Source organism: Gracilibacillus pellucidus, assembly GCF_033949965.1.
Taxonomy (GTDB): Bacteria; Bacillota; Bacilli; order Bacillales; family Amphibacillaceae; genus Gracilibacillus; species Gracilibacillus pellucidus.
On record NZ_JAWZSR010000001.1, the window covers coordinates 15,463 to 38,105 of the forward strand.

Annotated in this window: 21 protein-coding genes; 16 read left to right on the forward strand and 5 right to left on the reverse strand. The window is 35.7% G+C overall.

What is annotated here, in order from left to right; genetic code table 11:
- Nucleotides 1–423: 423 nt before the first annotated feature.
- Nucleotides 424–1,419 (forward strand): NADPH:quinone oxidoreductase family protein, encoded by a 996-nt coding sequence (locus tag SH601_RS00070; protein ID WP_319956170.1) that lies wholly within the window; start codon nt 424–426, stop codon nt 1,417–1,419.
- A gap of 54 nt (nt 1,420–1,473) precedes the next feature.
- Here the strand turns inward: SH601_RS00070 and SH601_RS00075 are convergent, their stop codons facing one another.
- The gene (locus tag SH601_RS00075) at nt 1,474–1,998 is read right to left on the reverse strand and encodes a hypothetical protein (RefSeq protein ID WP_319956171.1); all 525 of its coding nucleotides are present in this window, start codon (nt 1,996–1,998) and stop codon (nt 1,474–1,476) included.
- A 454-nt stretch (nt 1,999–2,452) separates the two neighbouring features.
- On the opposite strand from SH601_RS00075, the gene map reads away from it, so the two are divergent.
- The 4 genes from map (at nt 2,453) to SH601_RS00095 (ending at nt 5,182) form a co-directional block, all read left to right on the forward strand.
- Entirely contained in the window at nt 2,453–3,196 is a 744-nt protein-coding gene (map, locus tag SH601_RS00080) for a type I methionyl aminopeptidase (protein ID WP_319956172.1), read from the forward strand.
- Between the two features lie 136 nt (nt 3,197–3,332).
- Nucleotides 3,333–3,929 carry a class I SAM-dependent methyltransferase gene (locus SH601_RS00085; RefSeq protein WP_319956173.1) on the forward strand — a complete coding sequence of 199 codons (597 nt, stop codon included), beginning with the start codon at nt 3,333–3,335 and terminating at the stop codon, nt 3,927–3,929.
- Between the two features lie 63 nt (nt 3,930–3,992).
- Entirely contained in the window at nt 3,993–4,487 is a 495-nt protein-coding gene (locus SH601_RS00090; RefSeq protein WP_319956174.1) for a DUF4825 domain-containing protein, read from the forward strand.
- A gap of 140 nt (nt 4,488–4,627) precedes the next feature.
- Nucleotides 4,628–5,182 (forward strand): DUF5412 family protein, encoded by a 555-nt coding sequence (locus tag SH601_RS00095; protein WP_319956175.1) that lies wholly within the window; start codon nt 4,628–4,630, stop codon nt 5,180–5,182.
- Nucleotides 5,183–5,189: 7 nt separating this feature from the next.
- Here SH601_RS00095 and SH601_RS00100 read toward each other — a convergent pair whose 3' ends face one another.
- A complete protein-coding gene (locus SH601_RS00100; RefSeq protein ID WP_319956176.1) occupies nt 5,190–5,552 on the reverse strand; it encodes a hypothetical protein in 363 nt (120 codons plus the stop codon).
- A gap of 286 nt (nt 5,553–5,838) precedes the next feature.
- Between SH601_RS00100 and SH601_RS00105 the strand changes: the two genes are divergently transcribed.
- The 4 genes from SH601_RS00105 (at nt 5,839) to SH601_RS00120 (ending at nt 8,855) form a co-directional block, all read left to right on the forward strand.
- Nucleotides 5,839–6,456: a helix-turn-helix domain-containing protein gene (locus SH601_RS00105; RefSeq protein ID WP_319956177.1), complete on the forward strand. Its 618-nt coding sequence runs from the start codon at nt 5,839–5,841 to the stop codon at nt 6,454–6,456.
- A gap of 41 nt (nt 6,457–6,497) precedes the next feature.
- Nucleotides 6,498–6,827 (forward strand): nucleoside triphosphate pyrophosphohydrolase, encoded by a 330-nt coding sequence (locus SH601_RS00110; RefSeq protein WP_319956178.1) that lies wholly within the window; start codon nt 6,498–6,500, stop codon nt 6,825–6,827.
- 17 nt (nt 6,828–6,844) lie between these two features.
- Nucleotides 6,845–7,291: a PH domain-containing protein gene (locus SH601_RS00115; RefSeq protein WP_319956179.1), complete on the forward strand. Its 447-nt coding sequence runs from the start codon at nt 6,845–6,847 to the stop codon at nt 7,289–7,291.
- A 130-nt stretch (nt 7,292–7,421) separates the two neighbouring features.
- Nucleotides 7,422–8,855: a carbon starvation CstA family protein gene (locus SH601_RS00120; RefSeq protein ID WP_319956180.1), complete on the forward strand. Its 1,434-nt coding sequence runs from the start codon at nt 7,422–7,424 to the stop codon at nt 8,853–8,855.
- Nucleotides 8,856–8,974: 119 nt separating this feature from the next.
- Here the strand turns inward: SH601_RS00120 and SH601_RS00125 are convergent, their stop codons facing one another.
- Together SH601_RS00125 and SH601_RS00130 are read right to left on the reverse strand one after the other, a co-directional pair.
- A complete protein-coding gene (locus SH601_RS00125; RefSeq protein ID WP_319956181.1) occupies nt 8,975–10,336 on the reverse strand; it encodes an MATE family efflux transporter in 1,362 nt (453 codons plus the stop codon).
- Nucleotides 10,337–10,400: 64 nt separating this feature from the next.
- Nucleotides 10,401–10,991 carry a TetR/AcrR family transcriptional regulator gene (locus tag SH601_RS00130; protein WP_319956182.1) on the reverse strand — a complete coding sequence of 197 codons (591 nt, stop codon included), beginning with the start codon at nt 10,989–10,991 and terminating at the stop codon, nt 10,401–10,403.
- Nucleotides 10,992–11,273: 282 nt separating this feature from the next.
- Here SH601_RS00130 and SH601_RS00135 point away from each other — a divergent pair, with 282 nt between their 5' ends.
- Nucleotides 11,274–12,029: a hypothetical protein gene (locus SH601_RS00135; protein ID WP_319956183.1), complete on the forward strand. Its 756-nt coding sequence runs from the start codon at nt 11,274–11,276 to the stop codon at nt 12,027–12,029.
- Between the two features lie 15 nt (nt 12,030–12,044).
- Here the strand turns inward: SH601_RS00135 and SH601_RS00140 are convergent, their stop codons facing one another.
- The gene (locus SH601_RS00140) at nt 12,045–12,248 is read right to left on the reverse strand and encodes a hypothetical protein (protein ID WP_319956184.1); all 204 of its coding nucleotides are present in this window, start codon (nt 12,246–12,248) and stop codon (nt 12,045–12,047) included.
- A gap of 142 nt (nt 12,249–12,390) precedes the next feature.
- Here SH601_RS00140 and SH601_RS00145 point away from each other — a divergent pair, with 142 nt between their 5' ends.
- The 6 genes from SH601_RS00145 (at nt 12,391) to SH601_RS00170 (ending at nt 22,599) form a co-directional block, all read left to right on the forward strand.
- A complete protein-coding gene (locus SH601_RS00145) occupies nt 12,391–17,169 on the forward strand; it encodes a 5'-nucleotidase C-terminal domain-containing protein (protein ID WP_319956185.1) in 4,779 nt (1,592 codons plus the stop codon).
- A 205-nt stretch (nt 17,170–17,374) separates the two neighbouring features.
- Nucleotides 17,375–18,067, forward strand: coding sequence for an N-acetylmuramoyl-L-alanine amidase family protein (locus SH601_RS00150; RefSeq protein ID WP_319956186.1), 693 nt, complete (start codon nt 17,375–17,377; stop codon nt 18,065–18,067).
- A gap of 189 nt (nt 18,068–18,256) precedes the next feature.
- Nucleotides 18,257–19,441, forward strand: a complete 1,185-nt coding sequence (locus SH601_RS00155; protein WP_319956187.1) for an MFS transporter — start codon at nt 18,257–18,259, stop codon at nt 19,439–19,441.
- Nucleotides 19,442–19,592: 151 nt separating this feature from the next.
- Nucleotides 19,593–19,964 carry a transcriptional activator HxlR gene (gene hxlR / locus SH601_RS00160; protein ID WP_319956188.1) on the forward strand — a complete coding sequence of 124 codons (372 nt, stop codon included), beginning with the start codon at nt 19,593–19,595 and terminating at the stop codon, nt 19,962–19,964.
- A gap of 324 nt (nt 19,965–20,288) precedes the next feature.
- Nucleotides 20,289–21,887, forward strand: a complete 1,599-nt coding sequence (locus SH601_RS00165) for a sensor histidine kinase (RefSeq protein WP_319956189.1) — start codon at nt 20,289–20,291, stop codon at nt 21,885–21,887.
- A 16-nt stretch (nt 21,888–21,903) separates the two neighbouring features.
- Nucleotides 21,904–22,599 carry a response regulator gene (locus tag SH601_RS00170; protein WP_319956190.1) on the forward strand — a complete coding sequence of 232 codons (696 nt, stop codon included), beginning with the start codon at nt 21,904–21,906 and terminating at the stop codon, nt 22,597–22,599.
- Nucleotides 22,600–22,643 lie beyond the last annotated feature (44 nt).

The following is a 22,643-nucleotide window of genomic DNA, read 5'->3' on the forward strand; positions in this document are numbered from 1 at the left end:
TTTTATTATTTCTTATCTATACTTAAATTATGGCTTGTTTTCACCAATTGACAAAGTGCTTATTGTACTGTAAAGGTTGAGTTAAACAACTATTTGATATCTATACTTCTAAATGAATCAAAAGTGTTGAATCCACCTCAGCGTAATGATTTGATGAGAGATAAATTTTAAATTTCTCGTAAATGCTTCTACATTCTTCATATGTCTTAAACTCCTAACAGAAATCATATCTCATCAAATGGATAGAATCTATACAATGACAGAAGCAGGGTGTTGGCATTTATTGGACGTAACGAAGATAAATCCTATTATACATATAGCAAACAATATTAAATGACAGTTGAGCAGTTCAAGAGAGAATATTTGTATCATTTGTTAAACTAGAAGAACAATAACTGTGGATATATCGAAGGAGGACTAAAAATGTCAGAGACATTCCAAGCATTAGTAGTTAATAAACAAGAAGATACCTTTTCTGTTGAAACAAAAGAATTGAACGTTAACCAGTTGCCAGAAGGTGAAGTGCTTATTCAAGTTCACTATTCTGGGATTAATTATAAAGACAGTCTTGCAACGATTCCGAATGGTAATATAGTGAGAAATTATCCAATGGTACCAGGGATCGATTTAGCAGGTGTTGTTGTATCATCTGATGATCCGAACTTTCAAGAAGGGGATCAGGTTATTGCGACAAGTTATGAAATTGGTGTTTCCCACTTTGGAGGATATAGTGAATATGCCCGTATACCATCAAAATGGGTAGTGCCACTTCCTGAGGGACTTACATTAAGAGAAGCGATGATTATCGGAACAGCTGGTTTTACTGCAGCCTTATCTGTTCAACGTCTAGAGGAAAATAACCTTACTCCTAACAATGGAAAAGTATTAGTTACTGGAGCAACAGGTGGTGTTGGAAGCTTTGCTGTAGCAATTCTTTCTGCTTTAGGATATCAAGTTGAAGCCAGCACAGGGAAAGAATCTTCTCATGAATATTTGCGCCAACTTGGAGCAGATTCGATCGTTTCACGTGATGAAGTATATGACGGGAAAGTACATGCGCTTGGCAAACAAAAATGGGCAGCAGCGGTTGACCCAGTTGGTGGGGCACCATTAGCAAGTCTGATGAGCCAAATTGGATACGGTGGATCGGTTGCAGTAAGTGGATTAACAGGAGGGAATGAAGTACCTACTACTGTTTATCCATTTATTATACGGGGAGTTAATTTACTAGGAATCGATTCTGTGTATTGTCCGATGGAAACACGTTTAAAAACTTGGCAGCGTCTAGCAACAGATTTCAAACTAGCTGATTTTGAAGCATTTGTTTCACAAGAAATCACTTTGGAACAGTTACCATCTGTTCTTCCAACCTTATTACAAGGACAAGTAACTGGACGAACGTTAGTAAAATTAATATAAGTGGAAGAGAAAGGCTACCGATTTTGAGCGGTAGCCTATTATTGAAGTCTCCCTTTATCTATCGTGATTATCGAAGTCAGAATCTGTTTGAAAGAGATATGTTTTTAACCTATATATTTCTTGATCATGCTTAAAAACCATTTCTTTTAGATAACCAACATTATCATTAGATGCGATACTATTTAATCGTGAAGTAGTCTCTACATGATATTCACTTAAATGAGCTGTTTGTTCTTGGATAGTATCTGTTTTGTATTCTAGTTGAGTTAAGCGATCATTTATTTGAACAAGTTGATTCTCAATAAGGTAGAAGCGCTCATCGATTTTAACGAATTTCTGATCAATAAGATCGAAGCGCTCGTCGATTTTGTCGAATTTCTGATCAATAAGGTAGAAACGCTCATCGATTTTAACGAACTTCTCATCCATTTTGTCTAGGCGAGTGTCAATGAGATTGAAACGGTCTTCCATTTGCTCAAGCCGTTCATTTGTTTTAAATTGTTCCTCTTTAATACTAGTAACATCTCGATTCATATTTTGCATTTCGCTTAGAATTTGCGTTAATAATTGTTCTGACATTTGGAAGCATCTCCTTATATCATGTGATTTCATTATAACATGTTTTAATAGGTTGGTACGAGCGGATTGAGAGTAAATCTATGGTGGGGTTACCTTTTAGAAAAATAACTAAATTTATAGGTGAGTTGGATAAAGAAAAAGCGCAATAACACAAAACAGTAGGCGAATCTAAATATAAACAAACAAAAAATCCTGGTAGTGAGAACTATCGGGATTTTTCTTTAATATGCTATACTAAAGGATGGCTGAAAATAATCTTTAAAGAGAATAATAATGATAAAGTGAGACTTCAATCAGTGGGAGTTTTTTCTACCACTGATTGTTAGCAAAACTTATCAGGGCGTTAGCGTCCGTTTATCCCCACTCAACTTCTTTGTTTAAACTCGAACCTTGAAGAGGGGGGATTACGGACGTTTGCACCGTGATAAATTATCTAAAAAAGTGAGGATATACGATGATTGCAAAAACTGCTGAAGATTTTAATGGATTGAAAGAAATAGGGAAGATTTGTGGATCAATTCGAGACGAACTGGTCAAAAATACGAAACCAGGAATTACGACGAAAGAACTTGATGAAATTGGTGGAGAGCTGTTCGCCAAAGCTGGTGCAGAGTCAGCACCAAAAGGCGAATACGATTTTCCTGGATATACATGTATTAGTGTAAATGAAGAAGTGGCACATGGGATTCCTGGAGACCGAATGATTCAAGAAGGAGATATTGTGAATATAGATGTTTCCGGTTCGAAAAATGGTTATTTTGCTGATACAGGGGTTTCCTTTGTAGTCGGTGAAGCGGATGAAATATTACAGAAAATCTGTGATGTCGCGAAAGCAGCCTTTGATGCAGGGATGGAAAAAGCAATGCCAGGTGCGAAAAAAAGCGAACTTGGAAAAGCTGCACATAATGTGGCGAAAAAGAATGGATTAACCGTTATAAAAAATTTAACTGGACACGGTATTGGCCGTTCTATTCACGAAGCACCAGACCATGTGTTTAGTTATGATACTCCTTGGGATGATGAAATCTTAAAAGATGGTATGGTTATTGCCTTCGAACCATTTATTTCAACATACGAAGAGGAAGTTTCTCAATCTGCCGATGATGACTGGACGTTACTAGCAGATGAAAGTTTTGTCGCTCAATATGAACATACTGTTATTTTAACTAAAGAAGGCCCGATTATCACGACGCTATAAAATGGTATTATTCTAAAATTAGGTGATAATAGGGCTAGCCAATGAAAAAAGATACAAATGGTACTTGTGCGATTTGTATCTTTTTTAGTGAGTATTATGAAGCAATTTTAATTTTTATTAGATAGGAGAGTAATCCATGGAGGAAAATGTTTTTGAAAAACTGGCAAAAAGATATGATACAGAGGAAAGAATCGAGCTAGCCAAGATTATTGTTAGGGAAGTACGATCTGAATTACAAAATAGTCAGGAAAAATCGTTGTTAGATTATGGGAGCGGTACGGGTTTAATTAGTTTAGAGTTAACAGATTTAGTTGATTCTATTTTGCTGGTAGATTCCTCGAATGAAATGTTGGAGGTTGCGAAAACCAAGATTGATCAAAGGCGAATTACCAACACAAAAGTATTTTGTTCAGATTTTACTCAAGAATCTCCTGAATGTAAGGCAGACATCATTGTAATGTCATTAGTTCTTCTTCATATTCCAGATACAAAAAAGATTTTACAAGAGTTGTTTAACGTTTTAAATAATGGTGGTAAGTTAATTATTATTGACTTTGACAAAAATGATGAGATAAACCATCCAAAAGTTCATAACGGTTTCTCACATGAAGAGTTGAAAAAAAGGTTGTACGAAGCTGGATTTAAGTCAAATGAAATAAAGACATTTTATCATGGGCATCGTATCTTTATGAACCAAGATGCTTCCATGTTTATATCTAGTAGCGTAAAGTAATTGATGGATGCAAGAGTGGAAGATGAGAACACATAGTTAATACTAAAACAGGAGGCAATAAAATTGCGACAAATACTTACATTCATGTTATTTTCCCTATTGATGATGGTCTTGCTAAGCGGTTGTAATGCAGATGCAAATAATGCTAATGTTGATTTATTTCAATATAAGGATTCATATGTAGGGGATAACAGTGCAGTAGTTAATACGGTTGTTCAGTTACAGGGGGCCGATTATTTTAAGGGAATCGAACTCGAAACGAAAGAAGAGCCATATGGGATAATGGTAAACTATGATTGGGAAGAAGCAGAATTAAATGATAAAGAAACCGTTATTTATAATGCCTCATACCTTTTCACATTGATCCAAAATGTAGACTGGGTAACCTTTCATTTTGAAACGATAGATGGTATGGAATCGTATAAAATAATGAGAGCAGATTTACAAGAATGGTATGGCGTAGAACTGAGTGAAATAGACAACGAAGATAAGTTAGAACAGTTAATAGAAGAAGCTTTAGAGGATGATACAAAAATAGATAGACTTTTAAACGAATAGGTTCCCTGCTTTATCGAAGGGAACCATCCTTTTAATAGAAGGCTGTAGATTGTAGCAATTATAATGACTATTGATATAATAGAAAGAGAAATGGAAATGCCTTTGTGGCGAGAACAAAATATAGGGCAGAGGGGATTGGGATGGTAAACATATTAGGTCTCTTACTATTTTTTATCACCGTTATATTATTGCTCGTTTTAAGTGTCAGAGTAATCATATTTTTCATAAATAAGAAACGCTTTCCGAAAAAATTACTGATTGTCACCTTGTTTGGAGTTGTTTTCGTATCTTCGATCTATGTGTATGAATCGTACTTTTTTACATTTAATGAAATTGATAGACAGTCTACCCAAGAGGGACCTGGACCTATAGAATCCCCGACTGGAGACTATACAGCCAATGCTCATTATGAACTATATGGTGGTGCAGCAGGCGGTGTGAATGTATGGGTTGAAATTACAAACAATCATGAGAAAGATCACGTGCAAATTGTTTATTATAGTGATGCCAAAAGTGAGTTTTCGATGGAATGGAAGGATGAAGATACACTTTCCATTCAAAATGTCGAACCTGCATATCCAGATTCCAACCGAAGTATCGATTTAGAAGTAGATAAAGAAATTTATCACGACAATGGTTTGGCTTGTAAAAGTTTGTTAATGAAAGATGAATATGAGACTTGCTACCAAAATTAATACGTATTTAGCTATTAGGCAACAAATAATGTCTCACTTGCTGATTGTCTACAACTAGCCCATTTAATTCGAATAAATCAGTCACATCGACAAATTGAAGTGTATTTGCATAATACTGCATTCGATTTTCTAAGTATAGTTCGATTCGTTGTACCGTGTCATACACTTTTTTTGGAGCTAAATCAAATGCTTTAGCTGCTTCCAAAATAGGTGATTTTTCAAAGAAAAGATCATATAACTGCTGTTCTGTTACTGCTTTTTTCGTTAATATTACTTCTTTTGCTTCTACATATGTATATAGCCGTTGATCAGCTATTGACAATTCTTTTAGTGATTTATTGCGTGCATATTGATATAGCAACTCGTTCATAGCACAATCCTCCATTGTTCGTCCATAAAACGAAATGATTACTATCTATAATGGTATTAAACCATATTAGGTGATAATGTGTAAAGAAAAATTGTAGTGTTGGAAATAAATAGATACAGCCGATAGGAGATTCATAGAATGAACCGTTTGAATAGAAATAAGCTAAGTGAGCGATAGATGTCTTCAATTAAGTAGTTGCAACCAATAGTTGCCGAAAGGTTGGTGGTGCGCAACCAGCAAAAACGATAGGATGACAGTAACCATATCGAAAAAGGAGCGTTGTATTATGTCATTAGGTGCTAATATTAGCAATAAAAGAAAATCTTTAAAGTTATCGCAAGAATATGTAGCTGAACAGTTAGGCATTAGTCGGCAGGCAGTATCGAAATGGGAAACAAATCAATCTGAACCATCAACGAGTAATCTAATAAAATTGGCTGAATTATTTGATTGTGATATTAAAGAATTAGTTTCTCCTGAACAAAAAGGCATAGAAACTCGAACGGAACAAAATAAAAAAGATATAAAAATGCAAATGGCAGCTGCCTTTGGTCGAATCCTTATGCTGGTCGGTTTTTTAGGTTACATCGGTGCCTATTCTGATCCAGCTTCCTATCAACTCCCTAGTTGGTATTTACATGTTTGGTGGGGAGGCCTATTTTTAATTGGTGTAGTCCTAACATTCATGGCATCAAGTGATTATTTTAATCGAAAAGCTGGTTCCAAAAAAATTATATGGTTTGATTTGTTATTTGTTTTCTCTTATTTTTTCTCTGAAATATTGCCTTTTGAAAAAAATCTCAATACCCTCATTACATTACTTTTCAGTATTGCAATTTTGAGTATCATAAACATTAAATTTTTCATACCTACGTGGAGGAAATCAGTATCATTAGAACAATAATTTGTCTTCCACCAATAAGTTTAAAAAAGCGAGGTACCTTTATGCCAACATATAATAAATTAGTAAGAGATAAAATCCCTGACATCTTGAACAATAAGGGGTTAGCGTATAACTTGAAGCGATTAAATGAGGATAAACAATATGCTTTTGCGCTAAAAGAAAAGTTTCAAGAGGAGTGGGATGAGTACGTAAATGCCAATAATGATAAGGAAGCATTAGCAGAATTAGCTGACTTATTAGAAGTAATCTATGCGTTATCTGCCTTACATAATAGTACGAATGAAGAATTAGACGATATACGAAAACAGAAGTATAACGACAGAGGCGGATTTGAACAGAAATATATTTTAGTGGATGTAGAAGATAAATAATCTGTGAGGTGATATAAGTGGTCTTTCGTTCCAAGATTGATGCTTATTTTGTTAAATTTATTTCTATCATTTTAGTGATTCTCGGTATCGCTGTTTTGTTTCCGTTGTTTGTGGACGATAAGCTCAGCTTTGTCGAGATAAGTGCACTACTATCTATACTTATTGTCGTGATAGCTTTTATTCTGTGGCCAATTTTTACGACTAAATACGTCTTCAAGCAACAACATTTAGTCGTAAAAGGCGGATTTTTCAGAAGTCGCATTCCTTATGAAGAAATAACGAGAGTGAACCAGACAACGGATATTTTTACCGGCTATAGGATTCTAACTTCAAAAGATGCGATAGAAATTTTCTATCAATCTGGCGTATTTGGTAGTGTGAAAATATCCCCTGCAGATAAGCAGCTATTTATTACAGAGTTAAAAAAACGTTGTCCACGGGCTACTATTCGATTAGAAAAATGAAGTCAGAAAATAGGGCTACCCGTCTTCATACAAGTGGAATTTTTCCTACGACACTACTTGAATTCATTTACAAAACATGTAAAATAGAATTAGAAAGCGTTTTCTTTATTTAGGGAAGGGGTACTTGACTATGGTTACTTTTTTACTATCTATACTTCTATTAATTATTGGTTACTTCACGTATGGGAAATTTATTGAAAGATTATTTGGTCCTAAAGATAATAGGGACACACCAGCAAAGTCGATCAATGACGGAGTAGACTATGTACCGATGCACAAGCAAAGAAATGCAATGATTCAATTATTGAACATTGCTGGTACTGGCCCAATCTTCGGTCCGATCATGGGGGCGTTATATGGACCAGTTGCATTTCTTTGGATTGTAATCGGTTCCATATTTGCTGGAGCTGTACATGATTATTTAACTGGAATGATATCGATTCGAAATAAGGGGGCACATATTCCTGCATTAGCTGGAAAGTTTTTAGGGAATATCTCTCGACATATGGTTAATATCTTTTCTTTATTATTGTTAGTCCTAGTTGGTACAGTATTTGTTACGACACCTGCATCATTAATTGAGATTTTATTAGACGGAAAAGTGGCATTATGGATTATTGTAGGAGTTATTTTTCTATATTACTTTCTATCTACCATTCTTCCGGTCAATCAAATTATTGGAAAGATTTATCCAGTATTAGGAGCAATTTTATTAATTGGGACGGTATCTATAGGAATTGCTTTAATGTTCTCAGGGTATAGCATCCCTGAAATGAATGTACAAAATGTACATCCTGATAATTTACCAATTTTCCCATTATTGTTCTTTACGATTACTTGTGGTGCATTGTCTGGTTTTCATGCAACACAGTCACCAATTATTTCAAGAACAACACAAAAAGAATCACAAGGTCGTTATATTTTTTACGGTATGATGATTGCAGAAGGTATCATTGCGATGATTTGGGCAGCGGCTGCCATGAGTGTGTTTGATGGGCAAACATTGAATCAAATTATTGCAGAAGGTACAGCATCTGCAGCAGTTAGTGATATTTCTGTTACATTATTAGGGGCAATTGCAGGAACAGTAGCAGTGATAGGAGTTATTGTTTTACCCATTACATCTGGGGATACAGCTTTTCGTGCAGCACGATCAATCATAGCTGATTATATTAGCTTAGGACAAAGAAAAGTATTCAACCGTTTAATCATTGCCATACCATTATTTGTTGTTGGTTATATATTAACGAAAATTGACTTCAATATTTTATGGCGCTATTTTTCTTGGGCTAACCAAGCAACCGCAGCTATTGCACTATGGATTGCTACTATGTATTTAATTATAAAAAGAAAAAACTATATCGTATCGTTAGTGCCAGCAATCTTCATGACGTATATGGTGTTTGTCTATATTCTTAATGCAAAGATTGGTTTTAACGTAGAGTTAAATCTTTCATTCATTCTAGGAATATTTTTAACGATAGGTACAGTGGTCCTTTTCTTTCATAAAGCCCAAAAAAATAAACAACAGAAAATAGAGGTTGATGAAAAGAGTGTAGCATAGTAAAAAAGGAAAGTGCGACTCAAAAGATATATTGGAAAACATGTGTTACTAAGCGAGTATCGTATAAATGGATTTTCAAAAAAACAGAAGCCACAATTTATTTGTGGCTTCTGTTACATTCATTGAGCTACAGCAGCTTTCATTTTCCTATTAACAAATCGTAATCGAATAAAGAATCCAACTGCAGCTCCTGTTAGCCCAAGTGAAATCCCGATCCAAAAGCCTGCAGGACCAATGTCTGTATAGGCAGCGAGTAGATACCCTGATGGAATCCCAATTATCCAATACGAAACAAAAGCGATGTAAAATGGTAACGTTACATCTTTGTAACCACGTAGTACCCCTTGTAAACTCGCTTGTGCAGCATCAGAGAGTTGATACATGATCGCAATAATAAATAGCTGTCCGGCCATTTGCACTACAGCTGGATCTGTTGTATATAGATAAGCAATAGGTTCTCTGAAGAAGAACATAAATACAGAACCTAATGCAAGGAAGCCAATCGCTCCTAATACACCGATAATAGAATATTGTTTCGCTGCATCTAATCGCTTGCCACCAACTGAATACCCGACTACGATTGTAATAGCCATTGAGATACTTAGTGGTACCATAAACAGTAAGGTAGTAAAACTGATAACTACCTGGTTTGCAGCAATAACAATGGTCGAGAACATATTTCCGATTAACAATGTTACGACAGAGAAGATACTTGCTTCAAAGAAAATCGATAGTCCAATTGGAATACCGATAGCAAGCTGTTCTTTCCACGCTTTTAATGAAGGCTTTACCCATTTTACAAATAGGAAGTATTCCTTCACATCTTTTACTTTGAAGGTCATAATAATACTAACGATCAAAATAATCCAGAACGTAATTCCGGTTGCATAACCTGCACCAATCCCACCTAGTCTAGGTAAACCAAAATGTCCGAAAATTAAACTATAATTCAATAATACGTTAAAAGGCACAGCTAAAACGGTAATGATCATCGTAATACGAGTAAATCCTTGGCCGTCAAAGAAGTTACGTATAACGTTGGAAAGGAACAGTGGTACAATACCGATCGCTAAGCCACCTAAATAATGAAATGCGATGTATTGAACACTGTCGTCTAAGCTCATAAAGTTTAAAATAGGATTCAGAGCAAATGAGCCAATCACAATAATTCCAATTCCAAGCATAGCCGCTAGAAAAATTGCTTGTGTAACGACATGATGAATTTTATGACGTTCATTTGCCCCCATAAATTGTGCAATAATAGGGGTTATCGCAAGCAAAATCCCATTCATTCCAGTGAAAATAGGAGACCATAAACTAGAACCAATTGCAACTCCAGCTAGGTCGTCTGTACCGACTCGACCAGACATCATCGTATCAACAAAGTTCATAGCTGATAAACTGATCTGTGTTACCATAATTGGTAGTAATATTTTTAAAAATAATTTCATTTTATCTCTTAATGTTTCTGCATGATACAATGGAAATCCTCCTTACTGCGCTTCTGATTTATCTCGGTGCATGAGTCCGTAAAACTCCCACTGATTAAAGTCTCGCGTTATCTAGATGACTAATACCGAGCCAAAAAATATGCCAAGCTGCTTTTAATTTCCGCTTCGTTCGAGTCTCACCACCATAGATTAACTCAACACCAATTGAATCAACCAAGGCAGAAAAAGCCATCCCGACAACGAACGGATCTTGCGTTATTTCTCCAGTGTTATAAGCATGTTGAATTCGTTCTAAATATAATTCGTCCACTTGGTCAATATATTGATACAAATACGTAATCACTTCATCATGTAAGTGCTGTGGTGGAATAGACGTATTACGTAACCAAAACTTTAGCCGATCATCATTGTGAAACCTGTTAATAAAGTTTTGTAATGACTGCCAAAGAAATGTATCTAATGTTTGCTCAAAATGTTCTTGTACATATATTTTTTCTAACTTAATTTCTTCGATAAATGCATCTTTTAATACTTGAATATATAAATCATCTTTTCCTTTAAAGTGAGTATAAATAGATTGTTTTTTTATCCCCACTCGATTAGCTATATCTGCAAGTGATGTGCCTTCAAATCCGTGAATGGAAAACAGATGAAGTGCTTCTTGTTTAATCGTTTGGTAAGACACTAAAAACACCTCCTAACGAACGGTCGTCAGTAAATCCTAGCAAACGATCAATCAAATGTCAATAAACGATAAAGTGAGACTTCCACTGATTGTTAGCGAAACTTATCAGAGCGTTAGCGTCCGTTTACTCCTCACTTAGCTTCCTCGTTTTAACTCGAATCTTGAAGTGGGGGTATTACGGACTCATGCACCATGAAAAATAATTATAATGATCTTAAGGAATTTCACTAGATTTTCTAGTATAATATAAAGACAACCTATTTTTCGAAAAGAGGGTAGTTCATGAAAAAATATGACTTAATGGAAATTAGCAAGTTATCAAATATAGAACTCGTATTATCTTTATTCATGTATGTACTACCACTTGTCCTATTTTTACAAACGAATTTATTACTGACACAAGTGATCATAGGTTTATTTATTCTTTTAAACCTTATATTTATTATCAATAGATATGTAAAGAGCAGGGTGGATGTAGTGTTACCTAAGTTATATTTAGGATTTTTATTATCTACTTTGATTTATTTAGTGGCGACATTGATAGGAAGCCTTTATCCCGATGACATGATAGGGGGAATTGCTCTACTAATAGCTGTTTATTCCATATTATTTGCAGGAGGGATTTTCCTGTTTTATGTAGGAAATAGTATATTTATCTTCTTGTTAAAAAGATTGTTTCCAAAGCATCAAACACGCATAAGGAAAGAACCACTTCCTTCGTTAAAAAAACTATCAGGTTATATTGATTTACATACGCAAAAAGTTTATCTAGCACTTATGTTATTAGATACTATTTTATACGTCGTATTTATTGGCTTCTGTACAGTTATTGTCTTTAAATATGTAAATCTAGGAGAGAATGCGATAATCGTTTTCATGTCGGATTGGGCTAAACAGCATGAAAATCTATTCGCCATTTTTAATGCTGTAGCGATTTTATCGATTTTACTCGCGGTTTATTTTAAAACATTTTTTGTTAGAAGAAGAATAGAATTAGTTGCCTATCGAAGACTAAAAAAAAGATTTAAAGATGTTTAAGAAAGCAGGAGAATATTATTTCTCCTGCTTTTCTACATAATAAGACCATCCTTCAGCTACGGCACCATTAATATCGGTAAGATTGCCTTCTTGATCCTTTATAACAGCTTGATTATTTAACACCTTTTTATATAATTGCTCATCTGTTTTTAATAAGGCATGTTTTAATGTGGCACCTTTGAATAATGTTATCTGTTTATTGTTGACCATTACATCCATCCATATCATCCAATCTTTGCATTTTTTTCTATTATATCGTGTTATTTCTACAAAAAACATCTTTACAAAGAGTTAACAAAAATTCTGACTTATTCATGTATAATGTAGTTGTAATCTATTAATATGATGGGGAGGAATTGGAATGCTTGAAACACAACGTATGCCGAAAGCGCTTAAAGCCATGGTAACATTTGCGCTAGTTATGTTTGTAATGATTGGTTTTGTTGTTCCAGTATCTGCGGAAACTACAGATGACCAAGACACTATCGAGCTAAAAGTACTACATACCAATGATTTACATGCAAAAATTGATGATTTTGGTAAGATAGCTGCATATATCGCAGCGGAAAGAGATGCAGCAGAGAATTCTATATACATAGATGCGGGAGATATTTTTAGTGGAAATCCTGTTGTAGACTTACAGTATGGTAAACCGATTGTAGATTTATTAAATGATATGGGCGTACAAGCAATGGCAATTGGAAACCATGATTTTGATTACGGTCAAGAGGAAACCGTACAACGAATGGAGGAATCTAATTTTCCTTGGTTAAGTGCGAATACAGTAGTTGGTGAGGGGACAAATGTTGACTTCCCACAACCAGAACCATATACAATTTTGGATGTAAATGGTTTTCAGGTGGGGATATTTTCTGTTATCGAAACACCGCCATCCACTGCACCTTCGAATACAGTAGGCATTGATTTCAAAGATCCGATTCAAACGGCAAAAGATTATCAGGAGGAATTAGAAAGTTTAGATGTTGATTTTCTCATTGCCTTAACACATATGGGTTATGATGTGGACCAAAAATTAGCATCAGAAGTAGATTTTTTTGATGTGATTATTGGTGGACACTCACATACAACGTTATCAAGTGAAAAAGTAGTTGACGGTACACCAATTGTACAAACTGGTGGAAATGCCGCAAATGTAGGTAACTTTACATTGACACTTGATCCTGCCACAAAAGAAGTTAAATTTTCAGACTATTCTTTACAATCAGTTGGTGGATTAACGGACACTGATCCGGCTATCCAAGCTAAAGTTGATGAATATAAAGAGGAAATGGATGAATTACTGTCTAGAGAAATAGGTACCACCGATACAGGATTAAATCGAAGCGGTAACCGTGATACGTCATTAGGTAATTTCTGGACAGATGCGATGCGCCATCATACTGATGCAGATGTTGCACTGACTAATAATGGCGGTATCCGTGCGAATATTCCTGCCGGACCAGTAACCGTTAATGATATTTATACGATTGAGCCTTTTGCGAATGAAATTATGGAATATAAAATGACAGGCGCTGCATTGAAAGAGGTCATTCAATATTCGTATGATCGCCGTAGCAGTATTGATTTACAAACATCTGGACTTCATTACACGATTGTTACAAATAACATTGGTCAGCTAGTTGATATAGAACTAGTAGTAGACGGTGAATCAGTTGAAGATGATAAGGAATATACCGTTGCAGTAGGGGATTATATCGGAACTGGTGGAAGTGGTTATCAGTTCAATGGTGAAGTATTATCTGCTTTATCAGGAACAATGACAGATGCGATGATTCATTATGCTGAATATCTGACAGAAAACGGTGAGAAACTCAATTATTCTAATAATGAACGTATTGATATGGAAGTAGACCAAGATGCATCATTTGTTGGTGAAGTCATTGGTCATACAGAAAACGGCTTATCAGCCGACAACAAAGCATATGGTGACGCAGGATTAGGGAATTTATATACGGATGCTGTTCGTGATTTGACAGATGCAGATTTTGCTATGTTAAACGGTTCATCTGTTGAGGGAACTATTCCATCTGGTGATATTATTGATGGACTAATCGAGTATTTAGATGGATATGAAAATGAAGTTGTTGTTGCGAAGACAACAGTTGATAGATTAAAAGAAGTGTTACTAACACAGTCAAATTATCATGGAAGTGTAGATTTACAAGTTTCTGGATTACATTATGAGCTAATTAGGGAAAATGGTGAATTTGTAGATGTTATTATTACACTGCCGGATGGCACACCATTAGATGAATCCAAAGAATATACAGTTGCATATAACGATTATATGCATGGCAGTGATTACTATATTCTTGGAGATGAAGTTAGTGGTGATGAATATGGTCCAGTATGGGAAGCAGTTGTTGACTATGTGAAGAACCATGACGGAGCGATTGATTATGAAGAAGGTTCAAGAATTACCATTCAAGGTGAGGAAATTCCAGAAGCTTCTGAATTTCTAACCGTTGCAGAAGCAATTGCGAATAATTCAGGGACGAAAGCAGTTCGAGGGTATATTGTAGGTACGATGACGAGTAGCACAAATGGAAACTTTGATGGAGAGGATGCAGAATTTAGTCATACAAATTTAATGTTAGCAGACTCACCAGAAGAAACAAATTTAGATAATATTATCCCTGTTCAATTACCAAATACTTCAATTCGTACGGCGTTGAATTTGCGAGACAATCCTGAACATTTAGGTAAGTACGTGCAAATTACAGGTGATTTAGAGGCGTATTATAGTCAGCCAGGTTTAAAATCAGCAAGTGAATATGAATTTGTGGATGAAGTAGAAGAGCCTGATTTAACAGAATCAATGTCAATTAGTGAAGCTAGAAATGCTGAAAATGGTCAAGAAGTAACCGTAGAAGGTGTAGTAACATCAAACACTGGTAATTGGGGAGGAAAAGGTTTCTATCTTCAAGATGATACAGCAGGAATTTATGTATTCCAATATGATGTAGACCTTGAGGAAGGTGACGTAGTCCAATTAACTGGTGAAAAAGATGTATATAATGGAGAAATACAAATTTCCTCTATTAGCAATTTAGAAAAACAAACAGAGGCTGATGTTCCTGCGCCGTTACAAGTAACGCCTAATGAAATAGGTTCTGATAATGAAGCAGAGCTTGTTCAGATTAAAGAAGCAACTATTTCAGAATTTAATGAAGTTAACGAATATGGAACATTTGAGTTTGTCGCAACGGTTGATGACGAATCAGTCTTGGTACGTGTAGATAATCGTACAGGATTAGTATTTAGTGATTTTGCGTTTGAAGAGGGCGATGTAGTAAATATTTTAGGTATCTCTAGTCAGTTTAATGGAACCATTCAATTGAAGCCACGTGGTGCAAAAGATATTGTAGTACCAGGTGAAAAAGAAACGGAAGAAGATGCAGAATACCTTACAGTTGCCCAAGCAATTGCTAATAATACTGGAACGGAAACGGTAAGAGGTTTTATTGTAGGCACGATGACAGGTAAATTTGATGGTGATTTTGCGAATACGAATTTAATGCTAGCAGATTCTCCAGATGAACGTAATATGGACAAGATTTTACCTGTTCAGCTACCAAGTGGTACAATTCGCAATGAATTAAGTTTAGAACAAACTCCAGATAATCTAGGGAAATATATTGAAATCACAGGTGATTTAGAAGCATATTTCGGTCAGCCTGGATTAAAATCACCGAGTGGATTTGAATTTATTGATGATGCCGAAGAACCAAACCCAGAAGAGGGAAATGAAGCAGAAGATGGTTCAGAAGAAGTAGAAGAGCCAGGCCAAGAAGAAGGAAATGAGGAAGAAGAAGGTACAGAAGAAGTAGAAGAGCCAGGTCAAGAAGAAGGAAATGAAGAAGGGAAAGGCACAGAAGAAGTAGAAGAGCCAGGCCAAGAAGAAGGAAATGAGGAAGAAGAAGGTACAGAAGAAGTAGAAGGACCAGGCCAAGAAGAAGGAAATGAGGAAGAAGAAGGTACAGAAGAAGTAGAAGAGCCAGGCCAAGAAGAAGGAAATGAAGAAGAAGGTACAGAAGAAGTAGAAGAGCCAGGCCAAGAAGAAGGAAATGAAGAAGGAGAAGGTGCAGAAGAAACAGAAGAGCCAGGCCAAGAAGAAGGAAATGAGGAAGAAGAAGGTACAGAAGAAGTGGAAGAGCCAGGCCAAGAAGAAGGAAATGAGGAAGAAGAAGGTGCAGAAGAAGTAGAAGAACCAGGTCAAGAAGAAGGAAATGAGGAAGAAGGTTTAGAAGAAGTAGAAGCTTCTATCACAGTTTCTGATAATAAAGTAACAATTGCTGATGAGTCTATCACTAAATTGGCTGAGAATGGGAAAATTGTTATTGATCTTTCAGCTATAGCGGGAAATGTGAAAGTGGACCTAACGAATGATCAGTTTGCTAATTTAGTAGAAAAGAATGCAACAATTACTGTTAATAAGGCGGAGGAATTAACAGTAGAAATTCCTGTACACTTATTCAAAGATAATGATACATTTTCGCTTGAATTAGAAAAAGTGGATCATGACAATTCCATTAGTGCTGTATATGATTTAACTATCTTTGATGGTGATGAGATTATCTCAGATTTTGATGGTGAGATTACATTAAGTTTTCCTGTTAATCATGATGAAGTGAATAATGTAGATAATCTAGCTATATATTATTTAAATGAACAAGGGGAATGGGAACTGATTGGTGGAGCATACGAGGATGGTGTAGTGACTGCGACAACTAATCACTTTAGTATTTTCACTGTATTAGAGACAGAAGAGAAAGTATCACCAGTACCTACTAAGCCTGAGAAGAAAGATAAGGAAGACAAGAAGGATAAGGAAGACAAGAAAGATAAGGAAGATAAGAAAGATAAGGAAGATAAGAAAGATAAGGAAGATAAGAAAGACAAGAAAGACAAGAAAGACAAGAAAGATAAGAAAGATAAGAAAGATAAGAAAGACAAAAAAGAAAAGAAAAGTGAGACAAAGCAAAAGGAGCAATCCGAAAAAGGTAATGAATTACCAGATACAGCTACACCAACGTATAACTGGTTAATGGTTGGTCTAATGGTACTTTTAGTTGGAGCAATGATGTTAATCGTACGACGTAAAAATAAAGTAGATTAATAGGAAAATCCCTTTGCTTGTAAAAGTGGAGGGGTTTTTCTCTAGTGTATCTGTTAAAAGAGGTAAAGATTTGAAGTTCAAATGAATGTGTAAGTTTAAAAAGAAATTTCTTATATAAATTTGCTCATCACTTTATCTTTATATCATCTTCATTTAATCTATTAATCTAGCTAAAAGATACTGAAGATAAAGAGGAGAATCTGTGATGAAAAAAATAGTAATGATTTTATTCTGGTTTTTTGTTGTATTTGTAATTATTGCTTCTTTTAAAGAATTGCTTATAGATGACGAAGGAATGCAAAAAAGTGAAGCGAACTCACCACTTATTAGTAGTGAAGTAGATGTAAGCAGTGGAGGGCATGTGAAAGTAGTGATTGATCCGGGGCATGGTGGGGATGATCCTGGTGCAATCGGTGCTAGTGGATCATATGAGAAGGATTTTACGTTATCACTGTCAAATAAAATAGTTGAATTATTGCAAACGGATCCAAGGCTAGAGGTTTTTATGACTCGTGAAGGAGACCAGTTCCTTTCGACAGAAACAAGAGAAAGGCCAATGATTGCCAATGATTTGGGTGCAGACTTATTTATTTCTATCCATGCTAATACGTATGATACCCCAACTATAACTGGAACAGAAACTTTTTATTATAACGATTATTCGGAATCCTTAGCAGCTATTATTCATCGCCATGTAGTACAGGCAACAGGATATGATGATAGAGGAGTTAAGCAAGCTAACTATTTCGTATTAGCTGATACAAATATGCCTGCTATTTTGATCGAAGTTGGTTATTTAACTAATCCTGAACAAGAGCAAGAAATGCTTACGGATGCTTTTCAACAAAACGTAGCAGAGGCTATTGTAGAAGGAATAAACGAATATATTGAGCAGTAAAAAAAGAAGCGCAGAGTATTCTGCGTTTTTTATCATGTTCAAGCAAGCTAAATTCCTGATAAGTTTCGCTGATCATTAGTAGAAGATTCCCTCTATGTAAATTTATTGTACAATACATTAAAAGGAACTAGACACAAAAGAAATAATTGATTAAGATTATTATTTCGGTAAAAAATTGGGGGGGATGACATGAATACGTCGAAAAGGTCATTAGCGATTACCTTTTTTATGATATCGACTTTTGCGATTGGAATGACGGAGTATGTGGTGACTGGCTTATTAACTCAATTTGCAAGAGATTTAGATGTTGCGGTGTCCACTACAGGCTTATTACTAAGCGTATATGCGATTAGTGTAGCCGTATTTGGGCCACTACTTAGAATTATAACGATTAAAATAGCACCTAAGCCATTATTATTAGCTTTAATGGCATTGTTTATTATTAGTAACATGATGGCAGCATTAGCGCCAAATTTTGAAGTGTTACTACTATCCCGTTTGTTTTCCGCTGCGATGCATGCACCGTTTTTTGGCATTGCCATGACAGTAGCTATTTCGATTTCGGAAAAGTCAAAAGGGACGAAAGCAATAGCATTAGTTCAAGGTGGTCTAACGATTGCGGTTATGCTAGGTGTACCATTTGGTTCGTTTATAGGCGGTATGTTCCACTGGCGTTATGTGTTCTGGTTTATTGTACTTTCTGGAATTATTGCTTTTATAGGTATGTTTTTCACTACACCAAATATTAAACCAGACGTACCACCCGTTTTGAAAGAAGAATTGAAGATGGTGAAGAACAAAAGTGTTATGTTGGTAATGGCTATTATTGTTTTCGGTTTTTCAGGTGTGTTTACTGCTTATACTTTTCAGGAGCCAATGCTAAGAGATATAACTGGATTTGGTTTAACGGGAATAACGGTTGCTATGTTATGTTTTGGGATTGGTGCAGTACTTGGGAATTTTCTTTCTGGAAGTGTCGCGCCTGAACAGTTGACGAAGAGGCTGATGCAATCTTTAGGTTTACTTGCGGTAGTTTTAGCAGCATTCACGTTCCTTATTCCAGTTAAATCACTCGCACTAGTGATGGCATTTTTATTTGGTATCGGTACATTTGGAACGACACCATTATTAAATGCCAAGATAATACTTGGAGCAAAAGAAGCACCTGCTTTATCTGGTACCATCGCTGGTGCTGTATTCAATCTAGCGAATAGTTTAGGAGCAATGCTTGGTACATTACTCCTTAGTAACGGAATTAGTTATCGAGGTATTACTTTCACCGCGGCAGGAATTATCTTATTTGGTCTACTTCTAGCGGTTATCACCAATCGTGTGGAAGATAAATCACTCTATTATAGTAGTGAGCGTTCATAGTCACTTTTTTGTGTAAAGAGAAAGATTGATAAACCAATCGTGTGACATCGATTTGAAATTATGTTTTTATATATAGTATAGGTGAAAATAGATGGAACTCTCGTAAAATAACAGTCATCTACCATAATTTTTGAATAAAGGATGATATACGATGGGACATGTATGTGGAAAAACGTATAATTGTGAGAAAGAATTGACGCTTGCAGTTATCGGAGGAAAATGGAAAATGTTGATTTTATGGCATCTTGGTAGAGAAGGCACAAAGCGATTTAGTGAGCTGAAGTCATTAATACCAGGAATTACACAAAGGATGCTAGCCAATCAACTACGTGAATTGGAAGATGATTTAGTCGTCCACCGAGAAATATATCCCGTTGTCCCGCCAAAAGTGGAATATTCTTTAACGGAACAAGGTGAAACCTTGTTGCCTATTCTTGATTTATTAAATGAATGGGGAAAGAGTTATAAAGAAGTCGCGTTAAAAGATCGAGATGATATTACGATATTAGACGATTCACCATAATAACAATAAAACCATGTGTCATGATTAATGGCATATGGTTTTTTTATAAGGTGCATGAGTCCGTAAAACCCCCACTTCAAGGTTTGAGTGAAAACGAGGAAGCGAAGATGGGGGATAAACGGACGGTAATTCCCTGATAAGTTTCGCTAACAATCAGTGGGAGTCAAAAACTCCCACTAATTGAAGTCTTACTTTCTATACAGGATAGCCTAGATAAGGCTGTTAGTATCATAATAATGACAAGTCCTTGTTTGCCTAAATGGAATAAGAAATTGTATAGTCGTACTATCAGAATGTGACAGAAATGGAGAAACTATGACACTAATGCATAAAAAAATGGGTGGATCTTATCGATTTACATTATTAAGTAAAATGATTATCTTCATTTGCTTATTAATGGTGATTATGTTAGTTTTTCTCGGAATGTACACGAATACCAAGTATTCAACAACCATTACAGAACAAACAGGACAACGCGCACTTAATGTTGCGCAATCAGTGTCACAAATGCCTGAAATAAAGGAAGCATTTCATACGGAGAGTCCCTCTAAAATAATCCAGCCCATTGCAGAAGCCATCCGAAAGGAAACGGGAGCAGAATTTATCGTAATCGGAAATAAGGAAGGGATACGTTTTTCCCATCCACATGAAGAACGAGTTGGAGAAATAATGGTGGGGGATGATAATGAACGTGCTTTACAGCAAGGAGAGTCTTACTATTCCGAAGCAACAGGTACTCTGGGGCCTTCTATTAGAGGAAAAACGCCTGTCTTTTCTACTAATGGTACTATCATCGGCGTTGTTTCTGTAGGATTTTTGCTTGATGATGTTGATATGACCATTGGCAGCTATGTCAATGAAATATGGTATTTCATACTGCTTTGTATAGTAATAGGTGTTATTGGTGCAACGCTTATCTCACTACATGTTAAAAAATCTATATTTGGTTTGGAGCCTGACGAAATTGGTCAACTATATCAAGAAAGAGAGGCTATTTTGCAATCTATCCATGAAGCTATCATTGCTGTTAATTGTGATGGTTATGTAACCATGATCAATCAAGAAGCGAAAAAGGTAGTTAAGCTTAATGGTCTTGATATTGGCTATCATATCGATGACTTTAGTCTACATATCCCACTTATTGAAGTGTTGAAAACAGGAAAAAGCCAATTTAATGAAGAATTTCGTATAGGACAGGATAGTTTTATTGTAAACAGTGTGCCAGTTTATCATAAAAATAGATTAATAGGAGCAGTATCAACCTTTAGAAGTCGTACAGAAATCGAACAGCTTGCAGAAGAGTTGTCAAAGGTACAACAATATGCGGAGGCACTCCGTGTGCAAACCCATGAATTTTCCAATAAACTAAATACTATATCAGGTTTATTACAATTAGATCAAACAAACGAAGCGATTGATTACATAAATAAAGAAAGCAAAAAGCAACAGGAATCGATCCACTTTTTTATTCATCGAATTAGCGATTCCTATGTGAGTGCTGTTTTATTAGGGAAAATGAATCGTGCACATGAACTCGGTATTCAGATGACTATACAGGAAAATAGTGAACTACGATTGCAATTGACAGAAGAGCAAAGAGAAGGATTCATCACAATTGTCGGTAATATGTTGGAGAATGCATTTGATGCCTTACAAGACTCGGATAATAACAAGCAAGTTTCCATTTTCTTTACTGATATAGGTGAGGAAATTCTTTTTGAAATTGATGATAGTGGCCCTGGTATTGCAAAAGTAGATGAACAACAAATTTTCACGAAAGGCTATACAACAAAAGCAGGAACACATCAAGGAATTGGGCTTGTATTGGTACGACAAACAATTGAACAACTTGATGGAAGTTTGTCATTGGAAACAAGTGAATTGGGTGGTGCTTGCTTTATTGTATCATTTCCAAAAAAATAGTGGAAAGGGGATCACCATGAGCAAAAACAGATATAGAGTGATGATTGTGGAAGATGATTTCCGCGTTGCAGACATCAATAAGCAGTTTGTAGAAAAAGTAAAAGGTTTTGAAGTTGTCGGGGTTGCTTATACTGGAGCTGAAGCACTTGCCTTGCTTGAAAATGACCAAGCATTACCTGACTTGATATTATTAGATGTGTATATTCCTGATGTAGAGGGATTGACATTGATGTGGGAAATCCGTAAAAGGTATCCGACTGTTGATATTATGATGGTGACAGCGGCACAAGAAGCAGAGACAATTGAACAGATCTTCCGTGTTGGGATCTTCGATTATATAATTAAGCCTGTTAATTTTGAACGGCTTAAACAGGCATTAGAACGCTATCTAGAAAAACAGAAACTATTTGGAACTAAAAAAGAATTGACACAAGAAGAATTGGATGATTTACGTAAGATCACTCCCGTTTCTACAAAGAAAAATGAAAAGTTACCTAAGGGGATTGATAAGTTAACAATGAGGAAAGTAATGGAGGTTATACAAGAAAGTAATGAAGAGGGCTATACAGCTGTGGAAGTAGGTAGACAAATTGGCGCTAGCCGATCTACAGCAAGACGTTATCTAGAATATTTAGTTTCCTTAAAAAGGGTAAAAGCAGAGCTCCATTACGGTGAAGTGGGAAGACCTGAGCGCCGTTATGTGGCGAATTAAGCAGATTTTTAACGGAATAAGTTAGTTGCCTGAGCAGAGAGAAC